Source organism: Flavobacterium johnsoniae UW101 (assembly GCF_000016645.1).
In the GTDB taxonomy this organism is placed as follows: Bacteria; Bacteroidota; Bacteroidia; order Flavobacteriales; family Flavobacteriaceae; genus Flavobacterium; species Flavobacterium johnsoniae.
On sequence record NC_009441.1, the window covers coordinates 835,034 to 848,646 of the forward strand.

The 13,613-nt window shown below is 32.9% G+C and carries 10 protein-coding genes; 5 read left to right on the forward strand and 5 right to left on the reverse strand.

Going from position 1 to position 13,613, the window contains the following annotated elements:
- Nucleotides 1-16: 16 nt before the first annotated feature.
- Nucleotides 17-2,425 carry a toxin-antitoxin system YwqK family antitoxin gene (locus tag FJOH_RS03980; protein WP_044047466.1) on the reverse strand — a complete coding sequence of 803 codons (2,409 nt, stop codon included), beginning with the start codon at nt 2,423-2,425 and terminating at the stop codon, nt 17-19.
- 252 nt (nt 2,426-2,677) lie between these two features.
- On the opposite strand from FJOH_RS03980, the gene FJOH_RS03985 reads away from it, so the two are divergent.
- The 5 genes from FJOH_RS03985 (at nt 2,678) to FJOH_RS04005 (ending at nt 10,801) form a co-directional block, all read left to right on the forward strand.
- The gene (locus tag FJOH_RS03985; protein ID WP_012022850.1) at nt 2,678-3,673 is read left to right on the forward strand and encodes an NAD(P)H-dependent glycerol-3-phosphate dehydrogenase; all 996 of its coding nucleotides are present in this window, start codon (nt 2,678-2,680) and stop codon (nt 3,671-3,673) included.
- Between the two features lie 451 nt (nt 3,674-4,124).
- A complete protein-coding gene (locus FJOH_RS03990) occupies nt 4,125-6,728 on the forward strand; it encodes a TonB-dependent receptor (RefSeq protein ID WP_159436623.1) in 2,604 nt (867 codons plus the stop codon).
- An 11-nt stretch (nt 6,729-6,739) separates the two neighbouring features.
- A complete protein-coding gene (locus FJOH_RS03995; protein ID WP_012022852.1) occupies nt 6,740-8,050 on the forward strand; it encodes a DUF4876 domain-containing protein in 1,311 nt (436 codons plus the stop codon).
- Nucleotides 8,051-8,062: 12 nt separating this feature from the next.
- Nucleotides 8,063-9,658 carry a DUF6850 family outer membrane beta-barrel protein gene (locus FJOH_RS04000; protein ID WP_012022853.1) on the forward strand — a complete coding sequence of 532 codons (1,596 nt, stop codon included), beginning with the start codon at nt 8,063-8,065 and terminating at the stop codon, nt 9,656-9,658.
- Between the two features lie 3 nt (nt 9,659-9,661).
- A complete protein-coding gene (locus FJOH_RS04005) occupies nt 9,662-10,801 on the forward strand; it encodes a cytochrome-c peroxidase (protein WP_012022854.1) in 1,140 nt (379 codons plus the stop codon).
- A 137-nt stretch (nt 10,802-10,938) separates the two neighbouring features.
- Here FJOH_RS04005 and FJOH_RS04010 read toward each other — a convergent pair whose 3' ends face one another.
- From FJOH_RS04010 to FJOH_RS04025, 4 genes are all read right to left on the reverse strand, one after another.
- Complete coding sequence (locus FJOH_RS04010) at nt 10,939-11,346, reverse strand: hypothetical protein (RefSeq protein ID WP_012022855.1); 408 nt, start codon at nt 11,344-11,346, stop codon at nt 10,939-10,941.
- 83 nt (nt 11,347-11,429) lie between these two features.
- Nucleotides 11,430-12,449: a phenylalanine--tRNA ligase subunit alpha gene (gene pheS / locus FJOH_RS04015; RefSeq protein ID WP_012022856.1), complete on the reverse strand. Its 1,020-nt coding sequence runs from the start codon at nt 12,447-12,449 to the stop codon at nt 11,430-11,432.
- Between the two features lie 84 nt (nt 12,450-12,533).
- On the reverse strand, nt 12,534-12,983 hold the full coding sequence (locus tag FJOH_RS04020) for a hypothetical protein (protein WP_193345422.1): 450 nt from the start codon (nt 12,981-12,983) through the stop codon (nt 12,534-12,536).
- 164 nt (nt 12,984-13,147) lie between these two features.
- Complete coding sequence (locus tag FJOH_RS04025) at nt 13,148-13,504, reverse strand: hypothetical protein (protein ID WP_012022858.1); 357 nt, start codon at nt 13,502-13,504, stop codon at nt 13,148-13,150.
- Nucleotides 13,505-13,613 lie beyond the last annotated feature (109 nt).

The following is a 13,613-nucleotide window of genomic DNA, read 5'->3' on the forward strand; positions in this document are numbered from 1 at the left end:
TGCAATTAAAATATTTTTATTTAAAATCTTCATTCATCTTCTTTTCCAAGGTTTTATTCAGATTTTCAACTTCTGTTTTGATATTTTTAAAATCGATATTCTTTTTTTCTTCCAAAATCTTTTCATCCAAAAACAATTTCAAATCATACAAATTGTTTTTGTTTTTCAGTATCAGGGTTCCAATTTCCGGCTTTTTTGCTTCGTTAATTCTCAAACCACCAATCATGCTGCCTTTTAGTTCGTTTCCAAATAATAGTTCAACATCTTTTTCGGAAGAAATTTTTGCAGCAATTGAATTGAAATTTTCCTGAATAGATTTATTATGATCCAGATAAGAAGTAAAAACTGTACTGAAAATTTCAGAATCTCTTCTCTGCTCATCATTTCCTTTTATTGTTTTGAATAGTTTTGCCTCGATTTTATTGTTAGTTTCATAATATAAAACACTTCCGGTTTCTGATGGAGCTGTTTCATTAACTTCTAATGCTGAACTGGTAAGAAGTACTTTATCATTAACACTAAACTTGCCAATCGTTTTATTATTTACTTTTTCCAGAACAATTTTTCCTTTTACTTTTTTATTGAATTCTTCGAATTCAATAGCATTATTTTTTAACTCAAAATGATATCGGTTAAAATAATGCATGGCAAAAATATCGAAGTCAAAACTCTGCGGAATACCGTTTTTCCAGTACTTTGTAATAAACTGGCGCTCCAGTTTTATGTATTCCGGACCGTCAACTATTTTTCCATCTTTATAAGTCGATTTTATATCATAATTTGGGTATTGATACTTTTCGAGATTTTCTAAATAATTGTTAGAATATTGGTATTTGATAACTCCGTTTTCATAATAATCAACATAGTTAAATTCATTAAAATCTGCAGCAAAATAACCCGAATAGGGTTTGTCATTTTTATAAATTCCAACATAAGAATCCTGTCTGTCCGAAGTAATCAAAAAAGACTGGTTAACAATTTTCGTTCTTTTTCCATTTTCAAAATAGATGGTTTTTAGAATATTGTTTTCCCCTTTTTTATCGTATTCACTTCTATAATAAATCTCTTCAGTTACTGCTCCTTTTTTATAAATTGTGCTTTTTTGAGCCTCGACTAAAGTTCCTTCATACGGCAGATCATTTTTATATTCCAGCTTTCCTGTTATTTCGCGATTATCGTAAAAAACAGTTTCTCCGTTTTTAATATCGTTTACCACAGTGTAAGTTCTAACCGGATCGTCGAGATAATAATTAAAGATTTTCTGAATTCCATTTTTCTTGTATCCAGAAACGCTGATTAATTCGTTTTGTTCATTTTCAGTTTTAACGACAAAAGTTCCATTGAATGGTTTTCCATCTTTGTAAATTCCTTTTGCAACAATATTTCCAGATTCATCTTTCACAATTGCTTCTCCTTCTATCAATCCATTATTATAATTTTGATTGATAAATAAATCGCTCGCAAATCTTTCATCAAAATTACCTTCAAAAGGCTGTCCGTTTTTATAAATTCGTTTAGCTTTTATGCTTCCGTCTGAGTTGTATTCAACCTGATCGCCTTGTTCTTCTCCATCAGAATATTTTACAATTTTTAAAACTTTTCCATTTGGAAAATATTGAATTTCCTCTCCGTTTTTCTGTCCGTTTTTATAATTCGTTTTAGATTTTAAAGCGACAGCAAATTTGTTTTGAAAGTAATAATTGTAAACAACTCCGTTTGAAATTTCACGTCCGTACTTTTCAAAATCATTTTCATTAATAGTCTGCAGAATTTTTCCCGACTTATCGTAATTTATCTGCTTAAACGGTTCTGTATTACCATTTGCAATATCGTACCATATTTCTTGCGCCAGCTGTTTTGAAGCTGTCCAGAATATCTTTTTCTTAATAATCTTTCTGCTTTTAGTCTTGTCCGTTTCATCACGAATAATCATCCCCTCGGTCATTCGAATTGGTTCTTCCCTATCGGCTGCATTATCGGCTTTGTTCAATCGGTAATCTTCCCAATTTAAAACTTCTTCAAAATCGCCGCTTGCAGGTTTTCCTCCGTCGTATTTTCCTTTCATCAACACACTGCCGTCTTCGTGATAAAGAATAGTTTCACCATCTTTTCTTCCATTTTTATACTGAATGGTTTTTAACTTTTGCCCGCTTGGATAATAATACGTCAAATTTGAAACCGCAGAAAAGTTATAAAATTGATAAAAAGAAGAATCAAAGCCATTTTCATCAAGCCAAAGTACATCACCCACATAATTATCTTCATTATCCTGAAAAGAATATCCCTGAAACTGCGGTGTTTTATTGATGTAGAAATCTTCGACTAAAATTAGATTTCCTAATTTCTTTGAAGGCTGAATTCTGTAAAAAGAAGCATTTTCTTTAGTAGTAGTTTTCCAATTGGCATCGAAATAAAGTGGTTCCATATTTTGGGAGAAAGAAAATAGTGTCGTAAAAACAAAAATAAGGGTCAAAAATTTATTTATCATAATTGAACGAAATTTCTCAAAAATACTGTTTTTTGTATAAATTTAGTTTTTAAAGCTGAAATATAATCTGAAATTCAGCAGCTTTTAATTTAAAAGAGTACGAACCAAAAGGGCTTTGCCAAATTTCTTAAATCAGATTTTGCTTTATTAGCACATTATTAAGTACTTTTGTTTTAAATTAATAAAATAATGAGCGAAAAGTTAAAATTTGCAGTAATTGGAGGAGGAAGCTGGGCTACGGCAATTGCAAAAATGTTATGCGTTAATCTTTCTGAAATTGCGTGGTACATGCGTAATGAATCTGCAATTGAACATCTTCAAAAATACAAACACAATCCAAACTATTTAAGTTCTGTTGAGTTTGACACCAATAAACTTAAACTGACCAGCAATATAAACGAAGCAATTGAATATGCAGATTACATTATTTTTGCGATTCCATCTGCTTTCCTTGATGCTGAATTAAAAAACATGACGGTTTCATTAGCTGATAAAATTATTTTTTCGGCTATTAAAGGTATTGTTCCTGAAACGAGTTTAATTGTTGGCGAGCATTTTCATATTCAATACGATATTCCGTATTACAACATTGGTGTTATTACTGGTCCATGCCACGCCGAAGAAGTTGCTCTTGAACGACTTTCGTATTTAACCATTGCCTGCGGTGATCCAGAAAAAGCTTCTATAGTAGCAAAATCACTTTCCGGAAATTACATTAAAGCCAAAATCTCTGATGATATTATTGGTACCGAATACGCTGCAATGCTGAAAAACATTTATTCAATCGCAGCCGGAATTGCACATGGATTAGGTTATGGAGATAATTTCCAGTCGGTTTTAATGAGTAATGCCATTCGCGAAATGAAGAAATTCATTCGTAAAGTTCATAAAATGAAACGTAACATTAATGATTCGGCTTATTTGGGTGATTTATTAGTTACAGGATATTCGGTTTTTTCAAGAAACAGAATGTTTGGAAATATGATTGGAAAAGGATACACTGTAAAAAGTGCCATGATGGAAATGAGTATGGTTGCCGAAGGGTATTACGCTACAAAAAGTGCTTATAAACTAAATCAGGGATACGGAGCAAAAACTCCAATTATTGACGCCGTTTATGCCGTTTTATATGAAGGAAAAGATGCAAAATCTGTATTTAGAAAATTGACTGAATCTTTAGATTAGTATTTTTTTTAAAAGACAAGAAGCAAGAAAAAAGAGCCAAACTGAATTTCAGTCTTGGCTCTTTTTTTATTGATAAGAAATCTCAAAAATAAAACTGAACGAATAAAAACTACTCAATTAACAAGAAATATTTTATTTGAGAATACATCAAACCTACATCTTACATAAAAAAAGTAAAGTTATTAGCCTTACAAAACACCCGAAGAATTACTCAACTGTTTATCAACAAGATAACTTCATTATTTAAAACTTTACAAATTGTTATTTTCTCACAATTTGACTTATACTCTATTTTACAATTCCTTTATTTTTCATTGCTTCGCAAAGAATTATCAATAGATTTGCATCATTATTTTTATTTGTTCTAAATTAAATATAGGTGCGCTACATTATAATTTTCTTACTGTTCACTCAAACAATTTTTTCTCAAAAAACCATTTCCGGTACAATTTTGTCGAAAGAAACATCTACATCTTTATCTGGTGTTTTTGTTCGTGATACCAAAACAGAAAACTGGACGATTTCTGATAAAGATGGAAATTTCACTATTACACTTCCTTACTTTCAGGACATTGAGTTAAATTTTTCGATACTTGGAAAAAAAGAAATTAATCAATCACTAAAAGACGGGCAGAACTCTATTACTGTTTATTTAGAAGATAATACGCTTCATCTTAAGGAAGTAATGGTTACGGCCAATAAAGAGCGTAAATATTCTGAATTAACCTTAGGAACAAATGCCATAAATAACGTTCAGGCTTTTTCTCTAGATGATGTTTTACAACAGCTTCCGGGGCAAAAAACCGCAGATTTTACTTTGAATGAATATAAAAATATTGTTTTTCGTACGGCATCTGATGGTAATTCTTCAAAAGGCAGCAAAGCGTTTGGAACTTCATTTGTAATAAATGATATTCCAATTTCGAACAATGAAAATATGCAGGCACTTAGTCCAAATACACCTACTTTGGCCGGCAATGATTATGGCATTCGTAATAAAGTTTTTAATAACCCAAATGTCGGGGTTGATCTTAGGGAAATTCCAACTAATACTATTGAGGAGATAAAAGTCATTCAGGGAATTCCTTCTGCAAAATATGGAGATTTGACTTCAGGACTTGTTTTGATAACGACTAAAGTTGGAAACAGTCCGTACAGAGTTTCTGCTTCTATTAGAGATGCTACAAGTGAATTGAATTTAACCAAAGGCATTAAATTGGATTCAAGAAACTCCATGAATTTTGGAATTAACTATTTAGATTCTAAAGCAGACCCTAGAGACAATTTATTGAATTATCAGCGCATCAGCGGAAGTTTTGCCTGGAAAACTACAGATAAACTTTCTAAAATAAAAAATACCCTGAATTTATCCGTTAGATCAAACCTAGATGATGCAAAACATGATCCGGATAATATTACGGCAGATGTTGTAAAAAATGAAAAGCAGGGTTTTTCGATTTCTAACAACTTAATGTGGAAACCTTCAAACATTTGGCTGGATGGTATAAACATAAACAGCGGTTTCTCTTATGACAGGCAGTTTTCCAGAAAAGAAAGATGGATAAATCGATCTTTAACCGCTGCAACTGATTCTAAAGAAGAAGGAATTCATGAAGCTTTCGTTATTCCGTCTCAATATACCAGTATGAGCACAGTCGAAGGTATTCCAATTTCTACTTTTGTGAATCTTGAAACCACTAAAACCCTTACTACTACAACCAATTGGGTACACAGTATTTCATTTGGACTATCAGGAAGATCAAGTTCAAACAAAGGAGAAGGCAGAAAAAGCAGCGCAACGGGTTTAATAAATTTTTATGTTCTTGCTGAAGGAGGCGACAGCAAGCTGGGCTATAGAGACTATGATTTTAACAGAACCCGAACTGAAACTCAGTTTTCTGGTTATCTGGAGGACAGAGTATATAAAAAATTTGAAAAAGATAAAATCCTGAATATTGATTACGGAATTAGATATGAAAATCAGTCTGGTAACGTATCCCTACAACCGCGTATTAATTCCTCTTATTCTCTAAACAAAACTTTTAGAGTCCGCGGCGGGTTTGGATTATCGTCTAAAGCTCCTTCGCTTAATCAATTATATACTGGAGAACGCTACTTAGACCGATTATTGGGCAGCGGAATTTACAGCTATCCCGGTGTTTATCAAAAAGCATGGATTTTAACTGTAGTCAGCCCTGGTGATAACCTCAATTTAAAACCTTCTAAGTCATTGAAAACGGAAGGCGGAATCGATATTGATCTTCCATTTGCCAATATAAATCTAACGGGATATTATAACAAACTGACGAATGGTTTTACAGGCCAGCAGGTTCCTGTTTCGAAAGAAATCCCACAAGCAAATGTAATTACAAACGGAACAGAAATTCCAACGTATGAGATTGTTGGCACAGCAAAACTGTATTACCTAACCAACAGCATTCAAAACAATACAAATTCTGAAGATATGGGTATTGAAACGATAATAAATTTCCGCAAGATCAAAGCATTAAATCTGGATGTCAGCATGAATGCCTCTTATGTAAAGACTAATGATAATAGTAAGTCTATTAATTATTATGCTTCTACAAATTTGTTATCTGCAGAAAAATACGGCGTATTTCCTTCAATGCCAACAACAAACGAAAACTTTACAGCAAGTTTCAATTTTAGTTATCATATTCCCAAAGCAGGTTTATTGCTGTCCTTGAGAAGCGAGCATACTATATTACGTACTTCCTACATTCCTACGAGTGAGTTTCCAAATGGTTATTTAGATGCGACATTGACTTACCACGAAATTCCGCAGGAAGAACGTAGTGATTTACAAAAATACGGTCACATTATTCGAACTATAAAAGGTACTCAAACCAAGCTTGAGGATGTGCTGCACAATTTTCATCTGCGCATTTCTAAAGATTTCTTAAACGGATTTAGTGTTTCCTTTTATTCTACCAATTTTTTAAATCTAAAACCTTATTACGACAAAGACAATTTAAGAACCATGTATGACATTGCAAACTTTTCGTTTGGAACACGACTTAATTATCAATTTTAAATCTATATACTATGAAAAAAACGCTCTCTATTTTTATAATACTCTTTGGATTAATTATCCAGTCTTGCAGCAATGACAATAACGAAAGTGAAGCATTAAAACCTGTAGATTTTAGCGTTTCGCTTAAATACGATGCGGCTTTTAACAGTCAGGCAGTTAAAAAAGGAAGTGTTACTATTGTGAATACAGAAACTGCTAATAAATATACAGTTGAATCTGACGAAAATGGTGTTGCCCTTTTTAAACAAATTTTACCGGGATCGTATTCTATTACAGCTACAAAAGTAATACAGTCTGCTGAATTTACTGAGACTTTTGGATATACACCAACAGAAACCGAAATTAATTTTAATGGAGCAGAAAGCAACGTTATTGTAAATGCTGCTTCTATTACTGCAAACGTAGAAATGAAAACTTCTAAAGTAGGTGATTTTGTTATTAAACAAATCTACTACGGCGGTTCTGACACTAAAAAAGGGGCAGTATTTAGAGATCAGTTTATCGAAATTTACAATAACTCAAATACAGTTCAGTATGCTGATGGCTTATACATGGCACAACTTACGGGATCTACTGCAACAACAGTAACTCCATACTCTTTAGCAAACGGTCAGTTTGACTGGAGCAAATCAGATGGAATGACTATAGGAAATACTGCAAATACAGATTTTGTTTACGCAATTAATATCATCAAAATACCAGGAAACGGCACACAATATCCTGTGCAGCCGGGAGCGAGTATTGTTATCGCTCAAAACGCAATTAATCATAAAGCCAATTATGTTGATAATAATGGTAAAGCAGTTAGTATTGTAAGCCCTGAACTGACTGTAGATTTAAGCAAAGCAGATTTCGAATCATTCTTAGGAACTTATTCAGGCGATCTTTATCAATACGACATTCAAAATCCTGCTGTTCCAGATGTGGATATTGCATATTGGGGAAATAGTAATAATGATATGATCTTAGATGCAAACGGAAGACAGGCATATGTTATTTTTAAAATGGAGAATGCTGCATTTACTGCTTTAAAAACATACAAAAACCCTAAAGGAGATAAAAACTTATTTCTTCAAATTCCTAATTCAGTTATTATTGATGGTGTTGATACTACAAAAGATTTAGGATCTAATTTAATTCCTAAAAAACTGCAGCCACAAATTGATGGAGGAAATACTTATCTGCCTTCTGGAGCGTATTCTTCAAAATCAGTAATGAGAAAAACTAAAACTACAATTGCCGGAAGAATTGTTCTTCAGGACACTAATAACTCTACAAACGATTTTGTGGAAGTAACTGCAAATCCTAGAGGATTCAACTAAAAATTTTCTTTAATGAAAATCAATAAGATTAAAACAAATAACATTAAAAGTAATGCCTGGAAATACTGGGCATTACTCCTTTTGTTGTTTTCTTTCGTTTTTAATGTAAATGCACAAGACACCATCAAAGTGCAAAACCACATTGTTGATAATCAGATTAAAAATCAAGTTTTTAAATACCCTATTATTTATACAACTCCAAGTATAAAGGATTTTACTTTTACTGAAGTTTCTTATGAGCATCAGCAAAATGAATTTGCCCGAAAGCAGATAGCAAACGAAGTTAATACGTATCAATTTTCAGCACAGGGATATTTTACAACAAAATCTAAATGGAAGTTATTTGGCGATTTGACCATCAAAAAAATACTCGAAAAAAATCTGGGATTTGTACTTTCTGATGATCGTGCCGAAGAACAGGAAGTGATTACACCGCATTATTTTTATGTTCCAAGAAAAGCCAATTGGGACAATCAGGTTTATGTGTTAAACGGCGGTTTTTCTAAAGACATTACCAATCATTTATCTGTTGCTGTTAAAGCTAATTACGGTGCCGAAAAATACAGCAGGACTTTAGACCCAAGATCTCAAATTATCAACAGAAAACTGGGAGGAGAATTACAGCTTGGTTATCAAATTTCAAAAAATCATAAAGCATTTCTTCTAGGCAGTTATGCCGAAAACCAAAAAGATTTCAGTTATACGTATAATAATAACACTTTAAATTACGAAGCCTATCCTGAAACGTATCTTCGTTTTAATGCAGGTTATGGAAGAATTCTAAATTATTTTAAATCTATTGAAGACAGTTATTCTTACAACTATAAAGACCTTATAGACAAAGCAGGGTTAGGATATACTTTCTCAAATAAAAAAACAATTTTTACGGCTTTGTATTACAAGCAAAATTCAAACAATATTTTTTATCCCAGCTCTTATTCTCTTAAAGAATATGAAAGAATGAAAATAAAAACAAAAGCCAATCATGCTGAATTATTTGCTTTTCATAAATGGAATCAAAAAGAAATTCAGTCAACTTTACAGTTTGATCAAAGTGATGCCCGCAATTTTGACAAACAAAGCAATGGCTACAATTATACCAATTCATTAAGCAAAATCAATTGGACAGCGTCATTATCAAAAAAAACAGGTTCAAAAATTGATTATTTATTGGGTTTGAATATGCTTTATCAGCAAAACGAATACAATGATATTTTGGCCACAGCACATATTGAATTAAATTCGTTAAATACCGGAATTTACACCAGTAAGGATTTTGCTTTCAACAAAAGTAAATTAAATACTACCGTAAGTTTCAATATGTATTTCCCGCTTCCGTCAAAACTGGAATATTACGATACTTCGGGCGGCACAAATGCCCGTTTTTTTGACGAAGTGATTTTTTATGATTATGCCGTTAATACAACCCATTATTTTGCTCCTGCATTGCGTTTGCAATACAGTTATCCAACAAAAAATAATAAAACAGTGGTTTTCTTTACCAATTTAAAAGAGAAAATCGCACTTAAAAAACAAACTGATTATCCAGTCAGCATTAATACCAACACCACCTATTGGGTTCAAATGGGTGTACAATTAAATTATTAAAAAATGAAAACAAAATTAATCGGCATTGGGGCAATGATAGTTTCACTCATCATGCTTTCTTATGCTAAGATTGAACCAAACCTATCCATATCTGAATTAAAAAAATTATACAGCAGCGGCGATTATCAAAAATGGCCTAAGCCAGAAGTAGATTCTATTGTGTACGCACAAGGTTTTGAAGATATAGGGATTTTAGGCAAACCTGAATTTCCCAAAAACAATCCGTATACCGAAGAAAAAGCCGAATTGGGTAAAGTACTCTTCTTTGATCCTAGATTATCCAAATCAGGGCAGATTTCGTGTGCCAACTGCCATGATCCAGAATTGAACTGGGGCGATGCCAGAAGAGTTTCATACGGCGAAGGCAGACAGCAGGGAAACCGAAATGCTCCAAGTTTAATGAATATTGCGTATTCTAAAGTTTTCTTTTGGGATGGAAGAGCCGAAACTTTAGAAGATCAGGCAAGTTTTCCAATAAAAGATGCTAAAGAAATGAACTTTCATATCGACTTAGCAACAAAACGTTTAAACAAAATAAAAGGCTACAAACCGTATTTTAAAAAGGCTTTTGGAAAAGAAAAACTGACTCAGGAAGAAATTTTAAAAGCCATTGCAACATTCGAAAGAACTTTGATTACTCCAAAAAGCAAGTTTGACAGATTTATTGAAGGCGATTCTACACAATTGACAAACAAACAAGTCGAAGGTTTACATTTATTCCGTACAAAAGCAAGATGTATTAACTGTCACAACACAGCGAATTTTGCCGATAATAAATTCCATAATATTGGTTTAACGTATTACGGAAGAGAATATCAGGATTTAGGACGATATAACGTAACAGGAAAAGCAGAAAATGTTGGTGAATTTAAAACACAATCTTTAAGAGGTGCAGCTCAAAACGCACCATATATGCACAATGGATTATTTCCAAATTTACGAGGCGTTTTAAATATTTACAACGCTGGAATGCCTCAGCCAAAACGAAAAGAAAATCAATTAAACGATACTTTGTTTCCAACGACTTCTAAACTCATTCAGAAATTAAATTTAAGCAAATCAGAATTAGATGCTCTAGAAGATTTTATTATGACTTTATCAACGGGAGCTTATAGAATGCGTCCGCCTGTTTTACCACAGTAGTTAGTTTACAGTCGCAGTTTTCAGTTTTAAATACGCATACTTTACAGTTTTCAAAATAAAAAAAGTCTAAAATAAAATTTTAGACTTTTTTTATACGCCTCAAAAACTGAGACTGAGACTGTAAACTGTGACTAAAACTACTTCACCATCACGCCTTCAACAAACAAAATCGGCACTTCTTCCGTTTTATTTTCGTCAAGCGAATTGGCTTTAAAAATAAACTTCTTATCGTACAAAGTATTTCCAATGAAGAAAGTTACCATGAATTCGTTGTTAAGTGCTAAAAGGCTTTTCTCGACTAATTCTATTTTAACAACAGAAACCGAAGGAACCTCAACAAAAGCATGACGCAGGATTGAAGTTTTTTTCATTTCACCGTCAATCGTTCCAAAAGCTTTTGAAACTACCATAACGCTGTCTAAGTTAAAATCACTATCGTTTACTAAGTAAGCATACCACACTTTTTCCATAAAATCGTCACTCCATTCCTGCACAGCAGCAAGAAATACATTTTCAACTTCTGGAATTATTATATCTTTTTTCATATGAGTCAAAAGTTTAAAAGTCGAAAGTCGAAAGCCACAAAGCAAAGACTTTATGACTTTCGACCTTAGACTTTCGACTTAAATTAAATATTTGCTTTAAACTGCTCTAAGAAACGAACATCGTTTTCATAGAACATACGGATATCGCCAATTTGGTATAAAAGCATTGCAATACGCTCTACTCCCATTCCAAAAGCAAAACCGTTGTATTCATCTGGATTGATATCACAGTTTTTCAAAACGTTTGGATCTACCATTCCGCAGCCTCCAATTTCCAACCAGCCTGTTCCTTTTGTAATACGGTAATCAGTTTCTGTTTTTAGTCCCCAATAAATATCAATTTCAGCACTTGGTTCTGTAAATGGGAAATATGACGGACGAAGACGAATCTTAGATTTTCCGAACATTTCTTTTGTGAAATATAACAATGTCTGTTTTAAATCGGCGAAAGAAACATCTTTGTCAATGTATAATCCTTCTACTTGATGGAAAATACAGTGCGAACGAGATGAAATTGCTTCGTTACGGAAAACACGTCCCGGAGAAATTGTACGAATTGGCGGTTTATGATTTTCCATATAACGCACCTGAACAGATGATGTATGCGTACGCAATAACACATCGGGATTAGTCTGAATGAAAAATGTATCCTGCATATCACGCGCCGGATGGTATTCTGGCAAGTTCAATGCTGTAAAGTTATGCCAGTCGTCTTCTATTTCCGGTCCTTCAGAAACGTTGAATCCGATATTGGCAAAAATATCTATAATCTGATTTTTAACAATAGAAATTGGGTGTCGTGAACCAATAATTACTGGTTCTGCAGCACGTGTTAAATCACCAAAAACTCCTTTTGATTCTTCTTTGCTTTCCAGCTCTTCCTGAATCTGCTTTACTTTTTCTTCAGCAACAGCTTTTAAAGTATTGATTACTTGTCCAAAATCTTTTTTCTGGTCGTTTGGAATATTTTTAAACTCATTAAAAAGTTCTTTTAATAAACCCTTACTTCCTAAATATTTAATACGAAATTGTTCTAAAGATTCTTTATTTTTCTCATTAAAGGCTTTAGCTTCCTCTATATGCTGTTTTATCTTATCTATCATTTTCCTTCGATAATTGAGAGTACAAATTTAGTGTTTTTAGTTGAAAGTGTGCGGTCACAGCTGCAGTTTTAGGTTTTCTGTAAATTATTTTATCAGATTTAACTTTTCTTCAACTTGTTTAATCTTTACATGCCAATAATCTAAACCTTGCTGATTGGTTACTATTTCCTTTTTGTAATTAGGAGAGATACTGCTTAATTTATGCCAGTTTTTATTTAAATCCCGTTCTTTTTCCTGTTTTGTTGAAGGTTCAATTCTGGTTCGCCAAAAATCCATATTTTTAAGATATGTCTTTTTTATGCCTTCAAAACACTCGATTAATTTTTCTTTTGAATTTGGAATATAACCTGGTCCGCTGCAGCCACAGGAATGAAATGTAATACCAACAGAATATAAGCTTTTAAGATGTTCCCATTTTTTTACGTCGTCTTTCTTAGGCGATTCAAAATCAAGTCCTATGTTTGCCATTAATTCTCCACATTGCGGACATTTGGCTTCAAAAATCGATGTTTCTCCCTTTTTAATATCACCCATTAATCTTCTTTTAAATGTTTTTCGACAATTAAAACAAGCATAATGAGGTTTATAGGATACCATTGCGTATCTGCACATTTTCTTTAGTTTTTAGTCTTAGTTTTCAGTGACAGTTTCCAGTCTCAAAAGCTGAGGAACTGAGACTGCGACTGTCAACTAAAAAACTACTCAATCAATTTTCTTTCTAAAAAGTAATTCACGATTGCTTCTTTCATTAAAACCGATTGTTCACCAGCTTTTAACGGCGGGAGTTGTTCTTTTATTTTATAGTGCGGCCAGCCTTCGGCATCAAAAAAGTCAAATTCGTAATATCCGTATGGTTCTAACAATCGGCAGATGGCAATATGCATCAGATTTAATTTTTCATCTTTTTTGAATTCACGGTGTAGTTTTCCGAGTTCCTGAACTCCAATTAGGTAAATTATGGCATCCAAATCTAAGTCTTCGCCCTGCGAAAATTGATTGGAAAGTATATCGACGAGCTTTTCCCAGCGCTCTTTTAATTGTATATCTCTAGACATTGTATGATTTTAGATTGTTGATTTTAGATATTAGATTGTTTAAAAATTCAATTCTGAAGGGGCAGAATTACAATCTGAACTCTAAAATTTGATTTGCAAAGATACACAG

Bases quoted from the DNA above. Each gene is read 5' to 3' on its own strand.
- FJOH_RS03980 (WP_044047466.1), bottom strand. From the start codon at position 2,425: ATGGAACCACTTTATTTCGATGCCAATTGGAAAACTACTACTAAAGAA.
- FJOH_RS03985 (WP_012022850.1), top strand. From the start codon at position 2,678: ATGAGCGAAAAGTTAAAATTTGCAGTAATTGGAGGAGGAAGCTGGGCT.
- FJOH_RS03995 (WP_012022852.1), top strand. From the start codon at position 6,740: ATGAAAAAAACGCTCTCTATTTTTATAATACTCTTTGGATTAATTATC.
- FJOH_RS04000 (WP_012022853.1), top strand. From the start codon at position 8,063: ATGAAAATCAATAAGATTAAAACAAATAACATTAAAAGTAATGCCTGG.
- FJOH_RS04005 (WP_012022854.1), top strand. From the start codon at position 9,662: ATGAAAACAAAATTAATCGGCATTGGGGCAATGATAGTTTCACTCATC.
- FJOH_RS04010 (WP_012022855.1), bottom strand. From the start codon at position 11,346: ATGAAAAAAGATATAATAATTCCAGAAGTTGAAAATGTATTTCTTGCT.
- pheS (WP_012022856.1), bottom strand. From the start codon at position 12,449: ATGATAGATAAGATAAAACAGCATATAGAGGAAGCTAAAGCCTTTAAT.
- FJOH_RS04020 (WP_193345422.1), bottom strand. From the start codon at position 12,983: ATGGGTGATATTAAAAAGGGAGAAACATCGATTTTTGAAGCCAAATGT.
- FJOH_RS04025 (WP_012022858.1), bottom strand. From the start codon at position 13,504: ATGTCTAGAGATATACAATTAAAAGAGCGCTGGGAAAAGCTCGTCGAT.